This window comes from Rhodanobacter sp. Soil_C_14 (assembly GCF_057657335.1).
In genome coordinates, this window is the sequence record NZ_JBDGIQ010000005.1 from 177,237 (window position 1) to 199,656 (window position 22,420).

18 protein-coding genes are annotated in these 22,420 nt (G+C 67.0%); 9 read left to right on the plus strand and 9 right to left on the minus strand.

The window, feature by feature from the left end:
• Window positions 1–162 precede the first annotated feature (162 nt).
• The 7 genes from AC3A56_RS13310 to AC3A56_RS13340 all read left to right on the plus strand — a co-directional run bounded on the left by AC3A56_RS13310 (window position 163) and on the right by AC3A56_RS13340 (window position 10,448).
• Entirely contained in the window at window positions 163–5,445 is a 5,283-nt protein-coding gene (locus AC3A56_RS13310; protein ID WP_487770632.1) for an autotransporter outer membrane beta-barrel domain-containing protein, read from the plus strand.
• 74 nt (window positions 5,446–5,519) lie between these two features.
• Window positions 5,520–6,728, plus strand: a complete 1,209-nt coding sequence (locus tag AC3A56_RS13315; protein WP_487770633.1) for a TIGR03032 family protein — start codon at window positions 5,520–5,522, stop codon at window positions 6,726–6,728.
• Window positions 6,725–7,201, plus strand: a complete 477-nt coding sequence (locus AC3A56_RS13320; RefSeq protein WP_487770634.1) for an EF-hand domain-containing protein — start codon at window positions 6,725–6,727, stop codon at window positions 7,199–7,201. Before AC3A56_RS13315 ends, AC3A56_RS13320 begins: the two co-directional genes overlap by 4 nt.
• A 9-nt stretch (window positions 7,202–7,210) precedes the next feature.
• Complete coding sequence (locus tag AC3A56_RS13325) at window positions 7,211–7,786, plus strand: hypothetical protein (RefSeq protein WP_487770635.1); 576 nt, start codon at window positions 7,211–7,213, stop codon at window positions 7,784–7,786.
• 162 nt (window positions 7,787–7,948) lie between these two features.
• A complete protein-coding gene (locus tag AC3A56_RS13330; RefSeq protein ID WP_487770636.1) occupies window positions 7,949–8,884 on the plus strand; it encodes a recombination-associated protein RdgC in 936 nt (311 codons plus the stop codon).
• A 116-nt stretch (window positions 8,885–9,000) separates the two neighbouring features.
• Window positions 9,001–9,771: a M48 family metallopeptidase gene (locus AC3A56_RS13335; RefSeq protein WP_056713596.1), complete on the plus strand. Its 771-nt coding sequence runs from the start codon at window positions 9,001–9,003 to the stop codon at window positions 9,769–9,771.
• Window positions 9,772–9,869: 98 nt separating this feature from the next.
• Complete coding sequence (locus AC3A56_RS13340; protein ID WP_487770637.1) at window positions 9,870–10,448, plus strand: methyltransferase family protein; 579 nt, start codon at window positions 9,870–9,872, stop codon at window positions 10,446–10,448.
• 86 nt (window positions 10,449–10,534) lie between these two features.
• Here AC3A56_RS13340 and AC3A56_RS13345 read toward each other — a convergent pair whose 3' ends face one another.
• The 4 genes from AC3A56_RS13345 to AC3A56_RS13360 all read right to left on the minus strand — a co-directional run bounded on the left by AC3A56_RS13345 (window position 10,535) and on the right by AC3A56_RS13360 (window position 14,903).
• Window positions 10,535–11,122: a sterol desaturase family protein gene (locus AC3A56_RS13345; RefSeq protein ID WP_487770638.1), complete on the minus strand. Its 588-nt coding sequence runs from the start codon at window positions 11,120–11,122 to the stop codon at window positions 10,535–10,537.
• Between the two features lie 153 nt (window positions 11,123–11,275).
• Entirely contained in the window at window positions 11,276–12,220 is a 945-nt protein-coding gene (locus AC3A56_RS13350) for an alpha/beta fold hydrolase (RefSeq protein WP_487770747.1), read from the minus strand.
• A 109-nt stretch (window positions 12,221–12,329) separates the two neighbouring features.
• Window positions 12,330–14,192, minus strand: a complete 1,863-nt coding sequence (locus AC3A56_RS13355; RefSeq protein ID WP_487770639.1) for a M1 family metallopeptidase — start codon at window positions 14,190–14,192, stop codon at window positions 12,330–12,332.
• 69 nt (window positions 14,193–14,261) lie between these two features.
• A complete protein-coding gene (locus AC3A56_RS13360; RefSeq protein WP_487770640.1) occupies window positions 14,262–14,903 on the minus strand; it encodes a glutathione S-transferase family protein in 642 nt (213 codons plus the stop codon).
• A gap of 271 nt (window positions 14,904–15,174) precedes the next feature.
• Between AC3A56_RS13360 and AC3A56_RS13365 the strand changes: the two genes are divergently transcribed.
• Window positions 15,175–15,630, plus strand: coding sequence for a hypothetical protein (locus tag AC3A56_RS13365; protein ID WP_487770641.1), 456 nt, complete (start codon window positions 15,175–15,177; stop codon window positions 15,628–15,630).
• Between the two features lie 564 nt (window positions 15,631–16,194).
• On the opposite strand, the gene AC3A56_RS13370 is transcribed toward AC3A56_RS13365, so the two are convergent.
• The 5 genes from AC3A56_RS13370 to AC3A56_RS13390 form a co-directional block, all read right to left on the minus strand.
• Complete coding sequence (locus tag AC3A56_RS13370; RefSeq protein ID WP_487770642.1) at window positions 16,195–16,671, minus strand: DUF2269 family protein; 477 nt, start codon at window positions 16,669–16,671, stop codon at window positions 16,195–16,197.
• Window positions 16,668–17,960 (minus strand): NAD-dependent epimerase/dehydratase family protein, encoded by a 1,293-nt coding sequence (locus tag AC3A56_RS13375; protein ID WP_487770643.1) that lies wholly within the window; start codon window positions 17,958–17,960, stop codon window positions 16,668–16,670. The genes AC3A56_RS13370 and AC3A56_RS13375 overlap by 4 nt, the downstream gene beginning before the upstream one ends.
• A 44-nt stretch (window positions 17,961–18,004) precedes the next feature.
• Window positions 18,005–18,958, minus strand: a complete 954-nt coding sequence (pip, locus tag AC3A56_RS13380; RefSeq protein ID WP_487770644.1) for a prolyl aminopeptidase — start codon at window positions 18,956–18,958, stop codon at window positions 18,005–18,007.
• Window positions 18,959–19,145: 187 nt separating this feature from the next.
• Window positions 19,146–20,843 carry an acid phosphatase gene (acpA, locus tag AC3A56_RS13385; RefSeq protein ID WP_487770645.1) on the minus strand — a complete coding sequence of 566 codons (1,698 nt, stop codon included), beginning with the start codon at window positions 20,841–20,843 and terminating at the stop codon, window positions 19,146–19,148.
• A 23-nt stretch (window positions 20,844–20,866) separates the two neighbouring features.
• The gene (locus tag AC3A56_RS13390; protein ID WP_056716064.1) at window positions 20,867–21,361 is read right to left on the minus strand and encodes an Lrp/AsnC family transcriptional regulator; all 495 of its coding nucleotides are present in this window, start codon (window positions 21,359–21,361) and stop codon (window positions 20,867–20,869) included.
• 140 nt (window positions 21,362–21,501) lie between these two features.
• Here AC3A56_RS13390 and AC3A56_RS13395 point away from each other — a divergent pair, with 140 nt between their 5' ends.
• The gene (locus AC3A56_RS13395) at window positions 21,502–22,419 is read left to right on the plus strand and encodes a DMT family transporter (RefSeq protein ID WP_487770646.1); all 918 of its coding nucleotides are present in this window, start codon (window positions 21,502–21,504) and stop codon (window positions 22,417–22,419) included.
• The last annotated feature ends 1 nt before the right edge of the window (window position 22,420 follow it).

A 22,420-nucleotide genomic window follows, 5' to 3' on the forward strand; every position in this document is an offset into this window, starting at 1 on the left:
CGGGACCAGCCAGGTCCCGCGCCGGTTCGATAGCCGATTGTCGGGGACACCATGAACCATTCCACGCAGCGCGGCGCATCGCGCAGAACGCGCGTACTTGCCAGCCACCCTGTTGCCCCCATCAGTCGCGCGATTCGCGCGGCCCTGGCCGTATCGGCCACCATGCTGACCCTGTTTGCGCCCACCGCCAGCTGGGCTGCCGATACCGGCACCTGCAGCTACGACGCCGTCAGCAACACGTATGCCTGCAACGGCGATTTCAGCCAGCCGATTCCCGATGCCGGTTTCATCCCGCCGGTCGACCTGACGGTCGTGCTGGGTGACCAGCTGCCGAGCAGCGTGCATCCGGACGCCGGCTACATCGGCATCGACGCGGCGTGGGCCGGTGACATTTCCATCATGGTCAATGCCGGCAGCGGCATCCAGACCGGGGGCGCCGACGGCATTCATGCCTACGGTTCCGATGCCACGACCCGGGTGTCCAACTACGGCAGCATCGGCACGGCGGTAACCGCCGATGATGCCGAAGCGATGGACATCGGCGGCGTTCACGACGTGACCGTCGTCAACGGCGGCAGCGTGCTCGCGAGTGACGCCGACGGCGGTCATGACGTCATCGGCGCCAGCGTGTTCTCCGACTATGGCAGCGTCCAGTTCGACAATCTTGCCGGGGCCGTGATCGGCGCCAGTGCCTACGACGGCAGTGCTACCGCAATCGCGGCAACAAGCCTGGGCTATTACGGCCAGCTCGCCATCAGCAACGAAGGCGTGATCAACGCCGACTCGACCCACGGCGATGCCAGCGGCATCGTCGCGTCGGCGGTCAGCTATGGCTACGCAAACGTCCAGAACAGCGGCAGCGTCCAGGTCAGCGGCTACGCCAGCGCCATCGGCATCGACGCTTTCGGCGACTACAGCAGCACGCTCGACAACAGCGGTGACGTCGATGCCGATGCCGACGCGGCGACGGGCGATGCGGTCGCCTACGGTGCAAGCAACCGCTCGAATCATTTGTCCTACCTCTACAACGACGCGCCGGGCACGATCGCTGCCACCGCCCACGCCGCTTATGGCGTGGCGGTAGCGGTCGGCGCCTATGTCGTGGGCGGCGATGTCAGCACGCTGCACAATGACGGCAGCATCACCGCCAGCGCGAAGAGCGATGTTGGATCCGCGCAGGCGTATGGCGCCGTGGTCGAAGGCTACAGCGGGGTCGGCCTGCTGATCAGTGGTGGCGACGTCGACGCCAGCGCCGTGGCGGGCATCGGCGGCTACGCGCAGGCCACCGGCGACCTGGTGGTCGCTGCGGTGGCGAGCATCTTCAACGATGGCAACGCCAGCGCCACGGCCACCGCCGGCGCCGCCGGCGTCGCGAAGGCCACCGGCCTGCACGCCGAGGGCACCAACACGGCGATCAACAGCTATGGCGACGTGAGCGCCACGGCCAAGGCGGTAGGTGGCGCAGCCAGCGCCACCGGTACGTATGCCTACGGCCATTCGGGCTCGGCGTCCTTCTACAACACCGGGGACCTCTCGGCCCAGGCGTCCGCCTATGCCGGCGTGGCCGACGCCACCGGGGTCAACTCGATCGGCATCTACAACGCCTACGCCACCAACCTGGGGACGATTTCCGCCACGGCGTCCGGCGCCCAGGCGACCGCCGCCGGCGTGGTCAACCAGTCGTATTTCGAGGCGGCCACCACCAACGCCGGCCAGATCACCGTGACGGCGTCCGGCACCGTGGCGCCTTACGGTCAATATGAAGCGGTGGCGGTGGGCGTCTACACGTTTGCCACGATTTACGACGCGATCGTCGACAACAGCGGTTCGGTTTCCGTCACCAGCTCCGCGCTGGCCGACATCGACGACACCGGCGGCTTCCTGGTGGCCAAGGCGATTGGCGTGCGCGCGGTGAATCCCGCCGGCTACGGCGAAGCGCTGGTGACCAACACGGGCGACGTCGGCGCCTCGGCCATCACCGGCCAGGGCTATGCGTCGGCCTGGGGCGCCATCGCCCAGTCCGGTTCCTACGGCTACGGCCAGGCGGAGATCGACAACGACGGTTCGATCGCGAGCAGCGCCCAGTCGGGCGCGGGCAACTCGGTGACCATCGGTGCGTACGCGCACAGCGGAAGCACGGCGATGATCGTCAATCACGGCGACATCAGCGCCACGTCGCAGGCGGGGCGCGGCATTGCCTACGTGTCGCTTGCCACCGCGTATGCCACCGGCGCCCAGGTGTACGGATTCGCCTATGGCGGCGGTGAAGCCGGCATCAGCAATGACGGCAGCATCACAGCCGACGCGTCCCTCGTTGGCGGCATCGTCGCCGCGACCGCGCTGAAGACTTTCGGATCGACTTCCACGGTCGACAATGCCGCGGGCGCCACCATCGCCGCCACGGCCGAGGCCACCCTGTTCGGCGGCGTCGGCGCGGTGGCGGTCGAAGCCGGCGGACTCTACGGTGTCGCCGTGGCCAACGACGGCAACATCAGCGCATACGCCCGCGCACACGCCTATACCGACGGCGTGCATGGCTACTACGGCGCCAGCCGCGCCTTGGCCGTCGACGCCATCGCCAACTATCGGGGCAACGTGTCCGTGGTGAACCACGGCGACATCGCGGCCCACGCGGTGGCGGAAAACGGCATCACCTTCTTCAATGCCGGCGCGGGCGCGACCGGCGTGAGCACGTATGCCAAGTACGCCGCCACGGTCGAGAACGCCGGCGACATCTCCGCCGTGGCCGAAAGCGAGCTGGGCATCGTCGGCGCCTACGGCGTGATGGGGCGCGGCAAGTACTACACCCATGTCGCCAACGATGCGGGCGCCAGCATCGTGGCCTCCGCCAGCACCGCCAGCCTGGCCAGCGACCAGTACGGTGGGCGCGCGGTTGCCTTCGGCACCCATGTCTTCGGCACCGATCACGGCGTCACCTACAACGCCGGCAGCATCGTCTCGCACGCGGTCGTCACCGCCGACGGCGGCGCGAACGAAGGTCGCAGCCTGGCCAGTGCCTGGGGCAGCGCCGTCGGTGCCTATTCCTCGATCCAGACCGGCGAGGTGGTCAACGTCGGCGACATCGAGGCCGCCGCCTCGGCCGACTTCGGCTACGCAAACTCGTTCGGAACCTATGTGCTGTCGCACTACGATTCGGGCACGTCCAATGCCGGAACCATCCAGTCGACCGCCAGGTCCGACCACGGCCACGCGTTCGCGGTCGGCAGCTACGCGTTTGCGCTGCACCAGCAGTACCACGTGGACTGCGACGAGAACGGCTATTGCGACTATTCCAACCCCACGTTCACCCCCGACGCCGGCACGGCTTCGCTCGACAACAGCGGCGGGATCATGGCGGTGGCCACCGCGCACGGTGGCAGCGGACAGAGCTACGGCGCCTCGGTGCTCGGTGCCTTCGTTTCGGGCATCACCAACAGCGGGCACATCGGCGCCAGCGCCGACGCCGATGACGCACGCGCCGTCGGTGGCTTGACCAACAGCGTCTACGGCTACTCGACGGTGCAGAACAGCGGCAGCTTCGAGGCGATCGCATCCGGCGGGACGGCCAGTGCCAGCGGCGTGTTCGCCGCCGGTGCCTACGGCAACGCCGACAACGGCCAGTTCGCCGCGACGATCGACAACCAGGGCAGCATCCTGGCCAAGGCGACGGGCACGATCATGGCCACCGCCATCGGCATCGAATCGGTCGGCTGGAAGGATGCGGGCATCCGCATCGACAACGGCGGAACGATCGGCGCAGCCGCCTACGGTGCGGATGCCACCGCCACCGCGGTGTCGATGGATGCCCGCGGCGCCAACGTGCTGACCAATACCGGCAGCATCGCTGCCTACGGTGACGGCAAGCGGATCGCAGTCTCCTCCGGCATCGGTGCGACGGCCACGATCGCCAACCAGGGCTCGATGGTCGGCGCGGTCGTCACCGGCGACCTCGATGACCGCTTCGACAACGCGGCCGGCGCCAGCTGGCAGGCCATCGGCAGCTCCGATTTCGGGGCGGGCGACGACCACGTGGTGAATCGCGGCACGCTGTTCATGGCCGACTCCTCGATCAGCCTCGGCGGATACGTCAATGGCAACACGTTCGACAACTTCGGCACGATCAGCGTGTCCGGCGCCACCAACCTGATCGACATGGACAACCCGTTTCCGGTGTCCAACAACGGCGTGATCAGCTTCGTGGATGGCGCGCCGGACGACGTGCTGACCGTGGCAGGCGATTTCGCCGGCCAGGGCTCGCTCGATGTCGACGTCAGCGGGCTGCACCAGACCGGCGACCGCCTGTACGTCGATGGCAACGTGATCGATTCGACCCGCCAGGTCATCAACGTGAACCTGATCGACATGCCGACCACGCCCACGGTCGACATTCCGCTGGTCACCGCGAGCGGCACCCTGGGCGGAAGCTTCACGCTGGGCCAGACGCAATCGCAGGCCCGGGGTTTTGTTGCGCTGGATTTCGGCCTGAAGACGGCCGGTGGCACGACATCGCTGGTGATGGACGTCACCGGCCTCAACGCTGCCGGTTCACTGGCGTCCGCCCTGACGCCGGGTGCGCAGAGCCTGGTCAATGCGGAAGTGGGCACCTGGCGTCAACGCATGGGCGTGGTGCCGGAGCAGGGCAAGCGCGGGTTGGCGCCGTGGGTGCGCACGTTCTCCGACAGCGGCGACATCCGCCCGGGAAGCCGCAGCAATTTCGGCGCCAGTGGCAGCGCCGCGTTCCACCAGACCAATCGGGGCCTGGAGTTCGGGCTCGATACGCGCCTGTCCGACCATCTGTCGGCAGGCGTGCTGATCGGCAAGTCCGATGGCAGCCAGCGCATGGCCGACGGCAGCGGCTCCGATCACCTGGATGGCAGGACGTTCGGCCTGTACGGCACGTGGATGGCGGACAACAGCTTCTACTTCGACGTTTCGCAGCGCTGGACCGGCATCAAGGCGCACCTGCGCTCGGGGATGGTCGCCACCACCACGGATGCCGACGCGGCGGTCTTCAACGTCGAGGCCGGCGTCACCGCGTGGACCCTGGCCGGTGTCCATGTCATGCCCCAGCTGCAGTACACCCGCACCCGCATCGACGGCATCTCGTCGCTGGACCTGCAGCAGTCGGATTTCGTCGATCACGGTGGCGTGTCGTCGCGGGGCCGCGCCGGCCTGGCTTTCGACAAGACCATCCAGGGCACGCGCTTCAGCTGGACCCCTTATGGCTCGGTCAATGCCGTGCGCGAATTCAGGGGCAACCACAGCTACGCGATCAACGGCGGCCTGCTCGGCTCCACCAGCACCCGGGGCACCAGCGCGATGGTCGAGCTGGGTCTGGGTGCGCGTCGGGGCGGCCTGTCGCTCACCGGTGGCGTGAACTGGACCGATGGCGGCGCGCTGCAGAACGTTCTGGGTGGCCAGTTGGCCGTGCGTTACAGCTGGTAAGGCCGGACACCTCCGGCCGCGCAGTTTTTTGAAGTCCGCCCCGACAGCCGGGGCGGACGCGAGGAGTAGCAATCGTGGTCAAGAAAGCCATCCCGGGGCAGGGCAGCCCGGAATCCATCGACGAGAACGACAACGGAGCGGTGCTGCAGACAGTGGACGCCGAGCCCGTGGCCGCCGCCGTGCCGGCGCCACCGTCGCCAGCGGGCAAGCCGGCGCTCGACCTGATGAACCTGAAAGTGGAGAAGAGCTGTTCGCGCGGCCTCGCCAGCTGGCTCGCCGGCAACAAGCTTTCGCTGGCCATATCGTCCTACCAGAGCGGGCGCCTGTATCTGGTCGGCAGCGATCCCAAGGGACGCGTGTCGTTTTTCGAGCGCATCTTCGAGCGGGCGATGGGCATCGTCGGCAACGCCCAGCGGCTCTACCTCGGCGGCCTCTATCAGCTGTGGCGCTTCGAGAACGTGTTGCGCCCGGGCGAGTCGATCCACCAGCAGTTCGACAAGTGCTACGTGCCGCGCAACGCGCAGACCATCGGCGATCTGGACATCCACGAGCTCGGCATCCGCAGGAACGGCAAGGTGGTGTTCGTCAACACGCGCTATTCGTGCCTGGCCGAACTCAGCCAGACGCACAGCTTCAAGGCGATCTGGAAGCCGGACTTCATCAGCAAGCTGGCGCCGGAGGATCGCTGCCACCTCAACGGCCTGGCCATGGTCGATGGCGAGCCGCGATACGTGACGGCGGTGTGCCGCAGCGACAGCGTCGACGGCTGGCGCGACCGGCGCCATGACGGCGGCGTGGTGATCGACATCACCACCAACGAGATCGTCTGCGAAGGCCTGTCGATGCCGCACTCGCCGCGCTGGGCCAATGGCAAGTTGTGGTTGCTCAACGCCGGCACCGGCCACATCGGCTGGGTCGATTTCGCGGAACGGAAATTCGTGCCACTGGCCTTCGTGCCCGGTTTTGCGCGGGGCCTGTCGATCATCGGCAACGTCGCCGCCATCGGGCTTTCCAAGCCGCGCAACCAGCGCTTCGAAGGGTTGCAGCTCGACGAGGAACTGCGCCAGCGCGACGCCGATCCCTGGTGCGGCGTGCAGATCGTCTCGCTGGGCAACGGTGACGTGCTGAACTGGATCCGCTTCGAGGGCGACATCAGCGAGATCTTCGACATCTGCTTCCTGCCCAAGGTGCGCAATGCGATGGTGGTCGGCCTGCGCACGGCGGAGATCCGCGAGCTGATCACCTTCGAGTCCGAGCTCGAAGGCGCGGAGGCCGCTCCATGAGCCTGGGCAAGCTTCCCGGTACGGTGGCGACCGCCCTGGTGCTCTGCGCAGCCAGTGCGGCCACGTCCGCCGCGTCCACCGCCGCGGCAGGCGACGCCACCACCGGTCCGCTGACGCCGCCGGCGACGACGGCGACGACGGCAGCGTCGATCTTCCACGCGGTGGACGCCAACAAGGACGGCGCATTGTCGCCGCAGGAGTTCGCGGCGGGATACGCCGCCGTGCAGCGGCTGATGACCCTCGAAATCCGCTTGCGCGAACAGTTCGGGCGGGTCGATGCCGATCATGGTGGCTCCATCGACGCCAGCGAATACGCCAGGCTGATGCTGGTCAGGCGCGCGGGTGCAGCCGCTCCGCCGCTGGCCGCGTTCGACGCCGACGGCAACGGATCGCTGAACTTCGCCGAGTACGTGGCCGCGATCCGCCGGCTGGCCGCGTTGCGACCGGCGCCGGCGTCGCCGGCGGCGAAGTAGGGACCAGCCATGTCGCAACCATCCGCGGACGTCCGCCCGAATACCGATCCCTCCTTCGAGATCATTCCGGTCTGGCGGAATGTCTCGCCCGAGCTGATCGCCGAGCTGTCCGGCCTGTGGGCGCAGACCGGCGCGATTGCCGATCCGGCCAGTGCGGCCACGCGCGGGCAGCAGGCGGTATGCATCGGCCGCGACGCGAACGGCGCGATTTGCGCCGTGGGCACCGCCGTCATCCGGACCCTGCCACGGCTGCGCCAGCCGATGTACTTCTATCGCCAGTTCTTCGCGCCGGGGTTTCGCGGCCAGCGGCAGACCGTGCCGTTCTTCAGGCGCGCCTGCGACATCCTGCAGGCCCATGAGGCGCAGCTCGCCATTCCCGAGGCCCTTGGCGTGCTGGTGGAACTGGAGAGTGCCCTGCTCGCGGCGCGTTACGTCCACGCCTGCGACCCGCATTCCGGCACCACCTTCATCGGCTACTCGCCACGGGGACTGCAGTTGCGGGTTTCCTACTTCGACGACGCCCGCCTGCTCGCGCCCGCGATGCCGGGCCGCCGCCGCGACGGTGGCCGTTCGTCGCGGGAGTGACCGGCCCCGGCCGGTCGGCACCCTCGCTGCTATAGTTCGGGGTCAGCATGGCGGCCGCGAGGCGTCGGCATCCTTCGCGCGGACTTCCGCATCTCATCGGAAGGTCTGCGCCGGACGCGACCTGCTCCGGCTGCGTGCCCTTCAACTACCGAGTTTTCATGCATGGCCACAGGCAGCAACGTCTTCTTCCGCAATCTCACCCTGTTCCGTTTTTCCCCCGCCGTTGCCACTGATCTCGACCGCCTCGACGAGGCGCTGGCCGAGCATCGCCTGCGCCCGTGCGGGCCGCTGGAAATGTTCACCAAGGGTTTCGTGCCGCCGATCGGGCGCGGCGAGGGCGAGCCGCTCACGCATTCGGTGAAGAAATGCACCCTGCTCACCGTGGGCGGCGAGGACAAGCTGCTGCCTGCCGCGGTGATCAACGACGAGCTGCATCGCAAGGTGCAGAAGATCGCCGAGGAAGAGGGTCGCAAGGTCGGCGGCCGCGAGCGCAAGCGGATCAAGGAAGACCTGCTCAACGAACTGCTGCCGCGCGCCTTCGTGCGGCAGTCGCGGATGTCGGCCTATGTCGACAAGAAGAACGGCTGGCTGGTGCTGGACACCTCCAGCCGCAAGTCGGCCGAGAACGCGCTGAGCCAGGTACGCGAGGCGCTGGGCAGCTTCCCCGCGGTGCCGCTGGCGCCGGAAGAAGGCCCGCGGGTGCTGATGACCGACTGGCTGGCCACCGGCAACCTGCCGGCCGGGCTGGCGCTGGGCGACGAGTGCGAGCTGCGCGACCCGGCCACCGCCACCGGCGCGATCGCCCGCTGCCGCCGGCAGGACCTGGACGCCGAAGAGGTCAAGGAGCACCTGCGCAACGGCAAGCAGGTGTTCATGCTCGGTCTCACCTTCGATGAGCGGATCAGCTTCGTGCTGGGCGAGGACCTGATCATCCGCAAGCTGAAGTTCCTCGACGTGGTGATGGACGAGATGGGCGACAGCCAGCAGGACGCCCAGGCCGAACTGGACGCCAGTTTCGCCCTGCTGACGCTGGAACTGGAGCGCCTGCTGGGCAAACTGGAAGAGTGGTTCGGCCTGCCGCGCCCGGCCGATAGCTGAACGAAATATCCATACCCGTTTCACCTTCGCCCGGGCCATACTGGGAACCCCGCCGCTTTCCGGCAGCGGTGTTCCCCGTTCGATCTACATGAGCCCAGGCAAGAGCAGGCAGGATCATGGCGCAGCATCTGGAAGGCGACTGGCTGGAATTGGCCACGGTGGGCGGCAGCCTGATCCGGGTGCTGAAGTCCGCCCATCCGCGTGCGCGCCGCCTGCGACTGACCATCACACCGCAGGGCGCGCGGGTGACCTATCCGGTCGGCACCCATCCGGCCCAGGTCAACGCCTTCCTGCGCAACCATGCCGAGTGGCTGGAACAGAAGCTCGATGAGCTGAACCTGATCGTCGAGCCGTTGCCGCCGCTGCGGGTGGGCTATCCCTGCAACTTCCCGCTGCGCGGCGAGACGGCGGCGCTGGACTGGGCGGAAGGTCCGTATCCGCGGATCGAGGCCCATGGCGACGGGCTCACCCTGGTGATTCCGCGCCCGCACACCCGCGCGCTGCCGATCGCCCGCGGCCTGTTGGCCTCGCACCTGGAATCGCTGATCCGCCGCGATGTCTCGCGCTGGCTGGCCGCGTACGTGCCGCTGCTGGGGCTGGCGCCCACGTCGCTGCGCATCCGTCCGATGAAAAGCCTGTGGGGCAGCCTGGATACGCGCGACCGCATCAACCTCGACCTGGCGCTGGCGCTGGCGCCGCCGGCGGCGCTGCGCTACGTGCTGGTGCACGAACTGTGTCACCTGAAGGTGCGCAACCACTCGCCGCGGTTCTGGGCCCAGGTGGAAAACCTGTTGCCCGGCTGGCGCGAGCAGCGTGACTGGCTGCGCCAGCACGGCGCCATCCTCAAGGCCGAACTCGACCGGCTGGTCGACGACGTGGCCGACTGAGCCGGCTTTCGGCGCAGGCCGCCTTGCGGGCTGCCGCGGATACCTTGATCATCCCGGCCTGCCGACAACGCGGCAGTCGACACTTCGTGGAGCAGACCATGCCATTCCCGACCCAGAGCGTGCTCAATGCGTTGTGGATTCTCTTCGTGGCGTACTGGATCTGGAGCGCACGCAAGGTCAAGAACACCCGTCGCACGGAGCCGGCCGGGTCACGCTTCCTCAAATACTGGCTGCCGCTGCTGCTGGCGGCGCTGCTGCTGGAGCCGGGCCGCCTGTACGGGGGCAGCGTGCTGGCGGCGCGCTTCGTGCCCGCGGCCGGCTGGGTCGTGGCGCTGGGTACGCTGATGACCGCGGCGGGCCTGCTGTTTGCCTGCTGGGCGCGCCACGTGCTGGGCAACAACTGGAGCGCCGTGGTGCAGGTCAAGCAGGACCACGAGCTGATCGAAAGCGGCCCTTACGGGCTGGCGCGCCATCCGATCTACACCGGCCTGCTGCTGGCCTTCCTGGGCACGGCAGTGGCGCTGGGCGAATGGCGTGGCCTGCTCGCGTTCGCCATCGTGGCGGTGTCGTTCTGGTACAAACTGCGCCTGGAGGAACGCTGGATGCGCGAGCAGTTCGGCGCGGCCTATACCGACTACATGCGGCGGGTGAAGGCGCTGGTTCCCGGCGTTTTCTGAAGGCCGTCGTTCCGGGGCGCTCGACCCCATCGCCACGGCTTGCTCCGGGCAAGCGGAAAAACCGGCGCGGGGAAGCTCCCGCGCGTTCAGCCCTTCCTGGGCTGGCGCACGTACTTGGTGCCCAGCAGCACGTCCCACAGCGACGAGGTCACCCCGAAATTGGTGTCGGGATGGTAGTGGTGCACGTGGTGTGCCCCGGCCCAGCGACGCAGCAGCGGCTGCTTGAAGCGCACGTGGTGGATGATGAAATGGCTGAGGCCGTACAGGATGTAGCCGAAGGTGATCGAACTGGCCAGCAGCAGGGCGAAGCCGGTCGGCATGATCGCCACGAACACGCCGGCGAGGAGCAGCAACACCACCGGCGGCAGGAAGAACGGCAGCGAGTCGTAGCCCAGCGGCCGGGCATGGTGCAGGTCGTGGCCCTGGGTGAACAGCGGGATGCGCGTGTGGAACAGCCAGCGATGGAAGAAGTATTCGATGAAGCTGAAGGCGAACAGGCCCAGCCCCAGCGCCAGCAGCGCGGTGAGCGCGCCGCCGTCGTGCTGTTGCCAGCCGAGTACCAGCAGCAGCAGGCACAACGCGCTGTCGATCGCCACCTCGGCCCAGTAGTTGGTCCGGGTCGAGGACATTCGCACGATGGCATCCACGCCGGTGCGCCAGAGGCTTTGGTTCATCGGTCGTTGCATTGTTCCCTTGCCACGCATGGATACGCCGGAATGGGGCGCGATAACGGCATTCTCCCATGTTGTCACGCGCAATTCACGACAACCAGGCCGCATTAACGGTGTCTATTCAGTATTCCCGGGCCGTCGACACCCGCCGTCCGGTCAGTGCGACAGGGCGAAGCCGGTGAGGATCTGCGCGGTCTGCCCGGGCTTTTCCAGCATCGGCATGTGGTTGCACCCGTTGATGGTGCTGCTGCTGATCGCGCTGGAGGCACTCAGGCCGTTGCGCAGGCTGTCCAGCGCGGAGATGTCGACGATGCGGTCGTCGTGGCACCACAAGCCCAGCACCGGCATGCCCAGCTGGCCCAGCCGGTTCTGCACGGAAAGATATTCCGACGGGTCGCGCAGCGTATTGAAGTTGCGTTCGATGAACGCCCGGTCGCGCTGGTTGCGCTTGACCATGACGTCGACGAAGCGCCCCGGCAGGTCGAGCGGCTGCTCGAACGCCAGCGAGGTGGCGCGCTCGAAGCCGGCGCGATCGTCGTAGACGAACGGGTTCCTGCCGGCCAGTGCCTCGCGGTCGAACGCATTCTGCTTGCCCTTCAGCCCGAACGCGTCGACCAGCGCCAGGCTGGCCACGTGTTCCGGATGTTCGCTGGCGTATACCGCGGCGATCGCGCCGCCCATCGAGTGGCCGACCAGCACGAAACGCTGCAGGCCCAGCGTGCCGACGAAACGGTCCAGCCGCGCCGCCTGCGCCTCGACGGTGTAGCTGGCGGCGCTGTCGCGCGAGGAATCGCCCCAGCCGGGCAGGTCGGGGATGATCAGGTGGAAGTGCGGCGTGAGCTCCTTGGCCATCTTCAGCCACACGCTGCGATCCGCGGCAAAACCGTGCAGCAACACGATGGTGGGACCCTCGCCGCCTTCGTCGTAGACCCAGCGCGTATCGCCCGCCTGCACCGAATGCGTCTCCAGGTGCGCCGCCATCGCCTCGCGCTTGATGTTCGCCTGCAGCAGCCATTGCGGCGCAAACAGGTAGCTGCCGCCCAGCACGATCACCAGCAACGCGACCAGCCACGCCAGGAATTTCAGCCGGCGCAGCAGCATGCGTTTCCAGAGCGGGGTGGCGGTGTTTGTCGATGGCGGCATGGGGTTCGTGTCGGTCGTGGCGGGAATGACTCCCTCCCCTGCTTCGCAGGGGAGGGTTGGGGTGGGGTCAGCCTGGCTGCTTCGCCTTCTTCGCCTTGGCGATGATGTTCTCCACCACCTGCTGGGTCAGCGGGTGGTAGCCGTCCTTCGCCTTCGCGTAGACCTGCTCGGCATAGGCCAGCCCTTCGGGCGTTTTCACGAAGGCCCGGTACAGCGGCATGGTGAGGTACATGCGACCGATCCGGGTCATGTGCTCGGCGGCGGCGCTCCACACGGCCTTGTCGCCGGCGGCGATCGCGTGGCTGTACCAGCGCATGCCGATTTCCGCGTTCGGCGTGCCGGTGAGGTGCCAGGCGGCGTCCAGTTCCTGCATCTTCGCCAGCGGCGGCGCGTCCGGCAGGCGGTCGAGGAAGTACATCCATTCCTGGGTGTTCCAGCCCTTCGCATCGAGCGAGCCTGCGGCCAGCGAGCCGGCGAGGAAGTCGCTGCGCTCCTTGTCGATCGCGTTGAAGCGCGGGGACTCGGGCAGCGGCGCATCCTTCGGGATGCCTTCGCCGTAGACCCAGGCCTTCACCTCGTCCCAGCTCACCTTGCCCGGGTACTTCTCGATCAGGTTCGGCTTCATGTAGTCGAGCATCTGCTCGGTGGTGATGCTGTGCCAGGCGAAGTGGGCGAAGTAGCCCTTCAGGTAGGCGTCGAAATTCTCGCGGCCGAAGCGCTGCTCCAGCGTGCGCAGGAACCATGAGCCCTTGTCGTAGGCCACGTCGGACAGCGAATCGTCGGCGCCCACCCCGCGCGGATCGGGCGCCAGTTTCTGCGAGTTGGCCGGCATCTCGCCGATGCTCTTCTGCAGCGCGCGCGCCGACAGCAGCGCCTCCTCGTCGGCCAGCGGCTTGCCGTACACCGCCTCGGTGATGCGGCCCTGCACGTAGGTGGTGAAACCTTCATTGAGCCAGATGTCGCGCCACGCCGCGGACGTCACCAGGTTGCCCGACCACGAATGCGCCAGCTCGTGCGACACCAGCGACACCAGGCTCTTGTCGCCGACCAGTACGGTCGGCGTGGCAAACGTCATGTTCGGGTTTTCCATGCCGCCGTACGGGAACGACGGCGGCAGCACCAGGATGTCGTAGCGGCCCCAGGCATACGGGCCGTACAGCTGTTCGGTGGCGGCGATCAGCTTCTCGGTGTCCTCGAATTCGTGCGCGGCCTTGTCGACCACCGACGGCTCGGCATAGACGGCCGAACGCGGTCCGGTTTCCTTCACCGCGATGTTGCCGGCGGCAATCGCCAGCAGGTAGGACGGGATCGGATGCGGCTGGTCGAACTTGAAGTCGCCGTCCAGCGGATGCTTCGCGTCGTTGATCGCGCTCATCACCACGCGCACGTCCTTCGGCGCCTTCACGCGGGCGTCGTAGGTGAAGCGGATCGCCGGCGAATCCTGCAGCGGCACCCACGAGCGGGCGTGGATCGATTCGGACTGCGAGAACATGAAGGGCAGCTTCTTGTCCGCCGTCTGCGCCGGGGTCAGCCACTGCAGGCCGGTGGCGGTCGGCGCAGTGGTGTAGACGATGCGCACCCGCGCCGGGTGCTTCGGCGCGGTGATCGTCAGCTTGCTGCCCAGCTGCTTGTCGCGCGGGGCCAGTGCGTACTTCAGCGGCGTGGCCTTGCCGTCGGCGGCCAGCGCCTCGATCTTCGCGATCTTCAGGTCGCGCGTGTCCAGCACCAGCGACTGCGCCTGGGGATTCTTCCAGTCCAGCTTCAGCGTGGCCTGGCCGTCGAGCTGCTTGTGCGGGAAGTCGATCGTGAGGTCCAGATCCAGATGGGTCACCCGCACCTGGTCGGGCTGCGCGTAGGAATTCGGATCGTTGGCGTAAGCGGCCAGCGGCAGGATCAATGCGCCGAAGGCGAAGGCGGGAAGAAGTCGCATGGAGAAACTCTCGGGCCGGAAAACCCCGAGTATGCCATTGCCGCGGTAGTGGCCGCCCGTGACGAAAGCTCAGGGCAGCTCGCGCGACGAATGCGGGTCGACCGCGTACGAGTACATCTCGGCGAGGAAGCCCGGCTGCGCCTCCACCCGCGCCACCCATGCGCGGAAGTCCGGATACGCAGCGAGCGAAAGCCCGGCCTCTTCGGCGCGGCTAGCATAGGCGAAGATCGCGATGTCGGCGATGCCGTAGTCGCCGCCGGCGATGAACGGCCGCGTCGCCAGCTCGTTCTCCAGGATCGCAAGCGTGCGCGTGGCGGCGCGGCGTTTCGTCGCGATCAGTTCCGCCGGGCGCCGTGCCAGCTTGCCGGTCATCGTCCAGTGCCGCAGCGCGCCGATCACCGACTCCACCCGCTCCTGCTCGAAGCACAACCACTGCTGCACCCTGGCGCGGCCGAACGCATCATCCGGCAGGTACGGCGTGCCGTCGGCGAGATACATCAGGATCGCATTCGACTCGGCCAGCACCCGACCATCGTCCAGCTCGATCGCCGGCACCGTGCCGGTCGGACTGATGCGCCAATATTCCGCGCTTTGGCCCTCTCCCTCGAAGATGCTGACCGGCACCGTGCGGTACGGCCGATCGAGATGATGCAGCAACTGGCGCACCTTCCAGGCGTTCTGAGAGGGCAGGTAGTCGTACAGCGTGAGCATGGAAAATTCCGTCGCGGCTAGGGCGACGCCGATGCTGGTCGACCCGACGGGTTCGCGATATCCGTTTCTTGCGGGGGAGTTGTCAGCCAGTAGGTGTTGCCGTGGTGTTCTATCGCGCCTGCCGGGCATTTCAACGCATGGCATGCGAGCTACCGATGAGCGAGCCGGTCGCCAGCGTGAGGTTGTAGGCTACGGCCGGTATGACGATGGGCGGCAGCCAAGGGCGGGCAGGGGCTGTTGAATTACCTTTGTTCAACGCGAGGATTTGCTCATGAAATCAATGATGGCGAGTGCCGTCGTTCTTGTCACCCTTATGCTTGCGTTTTTCCCTGGCGTCGCTCCATCCCGTGAAAATCGCCATGTTGTAGTTCATGTACAAGTCCTCAACAAGGACGATGGCCGCCCCTTGGCAAATAAGGAAATTTCCCTGTTCAAATGGAAAACCTATCTTTTCGGAATTGCCTCGAAAAGGTATCTGATTAGCAAGGCAGCTACTGATCAGGATGGCAGGGCATCGTTTTCGGTCGATAGGCGCGACAGCCTTGATCTGCGGTTCAAGCGCTGCCCTAAAGATACTCACGGAATGATTTATACCTTCAAAGATGATGATTTCATTGAAAGTGATCGAGATATCATAATAAGTTATAGCTTATCCGAGTGCGCCATGACGTTTTATACCAGCCAGGGAGACTCAGATTTATTACATCATGCGCGCACTGGCCAATAAGTTCGCGCGCGATGTACTGGTTGATCGAGATGGATTCATGAATGGGGCTCAGCCTCCAATCCCTTGAGTGAGTCATGAGGTTGGAGTGCGCGGCATGTCGAAAGTCAAGTTTAAAAATATTTGTTTCCACCTGTTCATTGCTTTGCCAATTTAATGGGGTGAGGGTAATTAAATCAGCAGCTTGGGTTTTGCTGCGGAGAGGGGGATTTTCTCAACTGATAGCTTTAATGCTGCATTTGGCTATAAATGCTTTGGAGCTGTGACGGCATGATCTCAATTGTTTTCTGTTTTGGGTTTCTGACGAGCATCATATATTTGATTCTCGCAAATATATTTATTGATAAGATAAGGAAGGTTGACGAAGGAATCACGGAGGAAAATTTCTCTAACAGAAATTCTCTGATCTTGATGAAGTACATCTTGCCAATTAGGAAGACTGCCAGATTGGAGCCTGGGGTCAAGTCTTTACTTTTGGCAATCAGGATAGTTTTCGCTGTTGGAATGCTGCTATATGCTACGATGTTGGCCATTATCTTTCTGAATTAGATGCTGGGCGAATTCAATTCAGCCCCACAACACAGGCTTCGCCACCATCAGCCAAAACGTGGCGATCACGGCGAGGAAGGCTGGCCAGCCCAGCGCGAACCAGGTACGCATGCAGCGATGGTAGGCCGGCGGCAGGGCGGTGCCGTCGCGTAGTGCGGCGGCGGCGAGGTTGCGCGCTTTCCATTGCAGCCAGACCACCGGCAGCCAGCAGGCGCCGGTCAGCAGGTACAGCGCGATGGCGGCCTGCAGCCACGGCGTGTGCAGGTCGAAACCCATCAGGCGCATCAGCAGGTAGCCGGACAGCGGCTGCACGATCACCGCCGGCGTGGTGAACAGGAAGTCCGCGCGCACGGTCAGCCGCGTGGCCACCGCGATGGCGGGGAGCTGGCCGCTGCGGTGGGTGAGCCACATGAAGAAGGCCGTGCCCAGTCCGGTGCCGAACAGCAGGGTGGACGAGAGGATGTGCACGGTTTTCAGCAGCACGTAGGCATTCATCGGCGTTGTTCCGTCGCCAGCAGCAGTACCAGCGCCGCGATCAGCGGCAGGTTCTTCAGCAGGCCGCCGAACGGGTCCAGCCAGTGGACGGGCCAGGCGATGCCGATGCCGAAGGTGTAGCCGAGCAGCATCGCCAGCATCAGGCCCAGCACCAGATGCGGCCGCCAGCGCAGCAGGCACAGCGTGCCCAGCAGCAGGTCGGCGCTGGCGGTGGTGCGCGCCAGCGCGAGCAGGCTGCCGGCGGCGAGTGAACTGCCGGGCGCGGCGGCCACCACGTCGGTTGCCGGGGTCAGCCAGCCGACCACGCCCGAACCGATCCACAGCAAAGTCATCGATACGCGCAGCAGCGGCAGGCAGAAATACAACCGCGCATGCCAGCGGTCCTGCACGTGGCTGGGCGCTTCGGCCAGCGCGCGTTGCAGCGTTCGCGGCTGCAGGCCGAGGCGTTCGCGCAGCTGGACGACGGCATTGGCAGCGCCCACGTTGCCGCGTTCCAGCATACGCCCGATGGTGTTGCCGAGCGGGCCGTTGCCGAGGTGTTCGCCCAGCGCGCAGGCCAGTCGCACCAGCGGCATCGGCACGGCGAGCGCGTATGCGCGCCCGAAGCCGAGCCAGCGTCGCCAGGCCAGCAGGTAGTCGCGCAGGGTCAGCACCTCGGGGCCGACCAGTTCGAGCATCTCGCGGGCGACTTGCGGCCGGGCCAGCGCAGCGACGACGGCCAGGCCGACGTCTTCGGCGGCGATCGGCTGCAGCGGCTGCGCGCCGCGGCCGGGCAGGGGCAGCAGGCCGGGCAGCCCGGCCTGTGCACGCAGCAGCGAACTGCCGCCGTACGAGCCATGTGCGCTGTAGACCAGCGACGGGCGCAGCACCAGCCAGTCCAATTCCAGCGCGGCCAGCGCCGCATCGCCACGATGCTTGGAGGCGATGAACTCGCCGTCGGCGGGATCGCCCAGTGCGGAGACCTGGATCACCCGCCGCACGCCGGCCTGCACGCAGGCGCGGAACAGGGCCAGCGGCGCCTGCTCGTGCACCGCCGCGTAGCTGTCCGCGCCGCGCTCGCGCAGGATGCCTGCACAGTTGACCACCGCCTCGATGCCGGCGAGGCGGGGCAGCCAGTCCTCGCTGCGCACGTCGCGGGCCATGTCGCAGGCGATCGCGTCGAGTCCGGGGAAGCGCGTGTCGACACGCGCGCCACGCACGGCGCAGACGACGTCATGGCCGGCCGCGACCAGCGCCGCCACGATGTGCGCGCCGATGAAGCCGTAGGCGCCGGTGACCAGCACGCGCATGGACACTCCCTGGTTTGCCTTGCGGGGAACGATGACGGTGCGCTTCAGGCGTAGCGGTCGGCCAGCCGATCCGTCGCCTGCACCAGCTGGTCGACGATCGCCGGGTCGGTGGCGCTGTGGCCGGCCAGCACCACGTGCAGGTCCGCCTCGGGCCAGGCCTGGCTGAGGTCGTATGCGCTCGTCATCGGGCAGATGATGTCGTAGCGGCCGTGCACGATGGTGGCGGGGATGTGCCGGATGCGCTCGATGTCGCGCAGCAGCTGGTTCGGTTCGAGGAAGATGCGGTGGCGGAAGTAGTGCGCTTCCATGATCGCCAGGCTCACCGCCTTGTGCGGGTCCTCGAAGTCGCCGCCGCCGTGGGGATCGTGCAGCAAGGTGGTGCTGCCGCCTTCCCACGCGCTCCACGCCTGCGCTGCGGCAAGCCGGGTCGCCTCGTCATTGCTGGTGAGCCGGCGCCAGTAGGCTTCCAGCATCGAGTCGCGCTCGGCTTCGGGAATGAAGGCGAGGAAGCGCGCCCAGCGCTCGGGGAAGATCTGCGAAGCGCCGCCATCGACTTCGTTGAACCAGCGCAGTTCCGGTTCGCGGCCGAGGAAGATCCCGCGCAGCACCAGGCCGAGCACGCGCTCCGGATGCGTCTGCGCATAGGCCAGCGCCAGCGTGGAGCCCCACGAGCCACCGAACACCACCCAGCGCTCGATACCAAGCTGTTCGCGGATCGTCTCGATGTCGGCGACCAGGTGCCAGGTGGTGTTGTCGGTGAGTTCGGCGAATGGCGTGGACTGCCCGGCGCCGCGCTGGTCGAACAGCACGATGCGGTAGCGCGCCGGATCGAAGAAGCGACGGTGATAGGCGGACAGGCCGGCACCGGGGCCGCCGTGCAGGAACACCACCGGCAAACCGTCAGGGTTGCCGCATTCCTCGACGTGCAGGGTGTGGATCGCATCGACGGCGAGGCGATGGGTCTGGTAGGGCTCGATGGCAGGGTAGAAGTCGCGCATGGGGATCTTGGCGTGTCGCTGGAAAGGTGCAGCTTACGGGGAAATCGGCTTCGATGAAGTTCGACGCGGCGTGGACCCCACCCCTGCCCTCCCCTGCGGAGCAGGGGAGGGTGTCACGGCGGCGATGGAGTTTCGGGGGGGGCTCGCTTTGCTCCTCCCCCTGCCTGCAGGGGGGGGCGGGAGGGGCTCAGGCGTCGAACTGCAGCGCCGCGGTGAGGTCGCCGGGTGGCGGGCCGCCGGCGGCGATCATCGAGGCGTCGCGCAGTTTCAGGCCGGGCAGTTGCTTGAGGCCGAAGCGGCGGGTGAGGAAGCGCAGGATCGAGCCGGTGTCGTAGAGGGTGTGGTCGACGAAACCCTTCTTCGCGTGGGGCGACACGATGATCGCGGGGATGCGCGAACCCGGTCCCCAGCGATCGCCCTTCGGCGGCGCCACGTGATCCCACCAGCCGCCGTTCTCGTCCACGGTGACCACCACCAGCATGTTCGGCCACAGCGGACTTTTCTGCAGCGCCGCTACCACCTGCGCCAGGTGTTCGTCGCCGGCATCCACGCTGGAATAGCCCGCGTGCATGTTGAGGTCGCCCTGGGGTTTGTAGAACGACACCGGCGGCAGCGTGCCGGCTTCGATCGCGGCGATGAAGTGGTTGCTGTCGGCGCGGTTGCCCACGCCGGCGTCGCGCAGGTGCTGCGCGCGTGCCGGCGTGCCCGGCGCGAAGCTGCGGAAGTAGTTGAGCGGCTGGTGGTGGATCTGGAAGTTCGGTATTTCCGGGAACGCCTTGTGGTCGCCGTCTCCATGGCCGTCCAGCGCCAGCTGCCAGCCGCCGGCGTACCAGGCCCAGTTGACGCCGGCGTCGGACAGCGCATCGCCGATGCTGGCGTGCACCTGCGGCGGCAAGGTGTTGTGGCTGTCCGGATCGGCGAAGCGCGGGTCGCGCTTGTCGTGGCTGAAGGCGGGCGCGTAGGCCGGCCCCATCGTGTTGACCGCCCAGAAGTCCGGCGTCAGTGCATCGCGCGAGGCGAACTCCGGCCGACCCTGCATCGCGCTGGCGGGGGAATCCTCGGCCATCACGCGCTGGAGGCCGGTCGGGTCGTCGCCTTCGACGGTGGCGATCTGGATCTTCGCCGGGTGCCGGTCGGCGTGCGGGAAATACGGCGGCTGCGCGGCGGCCAGGTATTGATGGTTGAGGAAGGAACCGCCGAACGCGCCCATGAAGAAGTTGTCGCACAGGGTGAATTGTTCGGCGAGCTTCCACAGCCGCAGGTTGGCCGCGCCGTCGCCGTAGTGGCCCATCGTCATCGCGCCGGTGTTGCCCCAGGCCACGAAGCCGTCGTTCCTGCCGCCGTTGATCTGCAGCTGGTTCTCGTAGAAGCGGTGCACCAGGTCGCGGGTGATCACCCCGTGCGGCAGTGCGTCGCCCTCGGGCGTGCGCAGGACGAACGGACGGTTGGGCAGGCCGCGGATCGCGTCTTCCCCGATCTGGTAGTGGCGGCCGTCGACGGTCTGCGCGTGTGGCGCCAGGCCACCCCATACCGGCGGCAATTCGTCGAGTAATCGACCATCGCGATCGCGCTGGCGGTAGGCGGGCGAGTCGAGCGCCTGCAGCGGTTGCGCCAGCCCGGGGAAGTTCGCGAACAGGTTGTTGAAGCTGCGGTTCTCGGCGTACAGCACCACCACGTGATGGATGTGCTGGCGCAGTTGCGCATCGAGTGCCGCGTCGCCTGCGCCCGGCGCCGTGGCTGCGCGGCGCTCGCCGAACGGCTGGCAACCGCTCACGCCGAGCGCGGCACCGGCCATCGCGAGGCCGCCGAGCAGGCGGCGGCGTTGCGGATCGGCGGGCGCGTCGGTGGTGGTCGAAGGGGGCGGGGTGGTGGGCTTGTCGGTCATGGGATGGGTCGCAGGGGAGAGGGTCAGTCGCGTGACGCGGCGAGTGCGGCGTTCCACATCGCGCGGGTCAGCGGGCGGTGTTCGTGCGGCGTCTGCAGCACGATCAGGGTGGTGGTGCTGTTGCTGGCGCCGGTCTTGAGCAGGCGGTCGAGCACCGATTCCAGGTGGCCGATCGACATCGCCACCACGTGCAGCAGGGCGGAATCCTCGCCGGCCAGGCGGCGACACTCAAGCACCTCGGGGATGTCCTCCACCAGTGCGCCGATGCGCGCGCAGGTGACGCCGTCGCAACGCAACCGGATCATCGCGCTGATGCCGTAGCCCAGCCGCCGGGGGTTCACCGTGGCGCGGTAGCCGCTGATCACGCCGGCCTCCTCCAGCCGCTTCACCCGCTCGGCGACCGCCGGTGCGGACAACCGCACCTTGCGGCCCAGCTCGGCGTAACCCAGGCGCGCGTCCTGCTGCAGCGCTTCGAGCAGCTGCCAGTCCTTCGCGTCCAGTTCGAGCTTTGATTCCATGACTTTCGATTCCAAGGCAAGGTCAGCCATCGATGGATTCGATCGCTGGCGAAACGGCGCGAAAACGCTTCGGTGCATTATTCCTCGGCGCGGCCGGCAAGACTAGGATGCGCACTTCCCCGTTTCAGGAATGCGTCCCCATGGGTACCGTTGAACGTCTCGATGGCCGCGCGCTGCTGGCCATCGCGATCGCCCTGCTCACCTGGTCGTCGGCGTATGCCGCGATCGCCTATGCGTTGCCCTCGTTCACGCCGGGCGAGGTGGCCTTTGCGCGGCTGCTGACCGGCTCGCTGTGTTTCGCCGTCCTGCTGTGGGTGAAGCGGGTACCCCTGCCGGCGCCGCGTGACTGGCCGCAACTGGCGTTGCTCGGCGTGCTCGGCCTCACCGTCTATCACCTGTGCCTGAACTACGCCGAGACGCGGATCGCCAGCGGCACCGCCTCGATCCTGATCTCGCTGGTGCCGGCGGCCACCGCGGCGGTGTCGGCGTTCTGGATTGGCGAGCGGCTGACCCTGCGTACCTGGATCGGCCTGGCGCTGGCCCTGCTCGGCACGGTGCTGGTGGTGCTGGCCAGTGGGCAGCGGGTGGAGGTGGACCCGCATGCCTTGCTGGTGCTGGTTTGCGTCGCCGTCTCGGCGATCTTCTTCGTGGGCCAGAAGGCGCTGTTCGCCCGCAGCAGCATGGTCGGCGTCACCGCGTTCGCGATGTTCGCCGGCACGCTCGGCGCGCTGCCGTTCGGCTGGCATCTGCCGCAGGCGCTGGTGGCCGCGTCGTGGTCGCACATCGGCGCGCTGCTGTGGCTGGGCATCGCGCCCACCTTCATCGGCTACCTGGCCTGGAACATGGCGGTGAACCGCGCCTCGGCATCGCAGGTCAGCAGCTTCATCTACCTGTCGCCGCCGATCGCGCTGCTGATCGGCTGGCTGTGGCTGCGCGAGGTGCCGAACGCGCTGATCCTGGTGGGCGGCGCGGTCACCATCGGCGGCGTGGTGCTGGCCAACGCGCGGCGGCGGCCCGTGCGGGTCGCGCCGCCGATCGAAACCTGCGAACAGAACTGAC

Coding starts and splice junctions, on each gene's coding strand:
- AC3A56_RS13335 (WP_056713596.1), top strand. CDS start 9,001: ATGGCGCAGCATCTGGAAGGCGACTGGCTGGAATTGGCCACGGTGGGC.
- AC3A56_RS13370 (WP_487770642.1), bottom strand. CDS start 16,671: ATGAATGCCTACGTGCTGCTGAAAACCGTGCACATCCTCTCGTCCACC.
- AC3A56_RS13320 (WP_487770634.1), top strand. CDS start 6,725: ATGAGCCTGGGCAAGCTTCCCGGTACGGTGGCGACCGCCCTGGTGCTC.
- AC3A56_RS13350 (WP_487770747.1), bottom strand. CDS start 12,220: ATGCTGCTGCGCCGGCTGAAATTCCTGGCGTGGCTGGTCGCGTTGCTG.
- AC3A56_RS13395 (WP_487770646.1), top strand. CDS start 21,502: ATGGGTACCGTTGAACGTCTCGATGGCCGCGCGCTGCTGGCCATCGCG.
- AC3A56_RS13340 (WP_487770637.1), top strand. CDS start 9,870: ATGCCATTCCCGACCCAGAGCGTGCTCAATGCGTTGTGGATTCTCTTC.
- AC3A56_RS13330 (WP_487770636.1), top strand. CDS start 7,949: ATGGCCACAGGCAGCAACGTCTTCTTCCGCAATCTCACCCTGTTCCGT.
- AC3A56_RS13325 (WP_487770635.1), top strand. CDS start 7,211: ATGTCGCAACCATCCGCGGACGTCCGCCCGAATACCGATCCCTCCTTC.
- AC3A56_RS13310 (WP_487770632.1), top strand. CDS start 163: ATGCTGACCCTGTTTGCGCCCACCGCCAGCTGGGCTGCCGATACCGGC.
- AC3A56_RS13375 (WP_487770643.1), bottom strand. CDS start 17,960: ATGCGCGTGCTGGTCACCGGCGCCTACGGCTTCATCGGCGCGCACATC.
- AC3A56_RS13360 (WP_487770640.1), bottom strand. CDS start 14,903: ATGCTCACGCTGTACGACTACCTGCCCTCTCAGAACGCCTGGAAGGTG.
- AC3A56_RS13365 (WP_487770641.1), top strand. CDS start 15,175: ATGAAATCAATGATGGCGAGTGCCGTCGTTCTTGTCACCCTTATGCTT.
- AC3A56_RS13390 (WP_056716064.1), bottom strand. CDS start 21,361: ATGGAATCAAAGCTCGAACTGGACGCGAAGGACTGGCAGCTGCTCGAA.
- AC3A56_RS13355 (WP_487770639.1), bottom strand. CDS start 14,192: ATGCGACTTCTTCCCGCCTTCGCCTTCGGCGCATTGATCCTGCCGCTG.
- acpA (WP_487770645.1), bottom strand. CDS start 20,843: ATGACCGACAAGCCCACCACCCCGCCCCCTTCGACCACCACCGACGCG.
- pip (WP_487770644.1), bottom strand. CDS start 18,958: ATGCGCGACTTCTACCCTGCCATCGAGCCCTACCAGACCCATCGCCTC.
- AC3A56_RS13345 (WP_487770638.1), bottom strand. CDS start 11,122: ATGAACCAAAGCCTCTGGCGCACCGGCGTGGATGCCATCGTGCGAATG.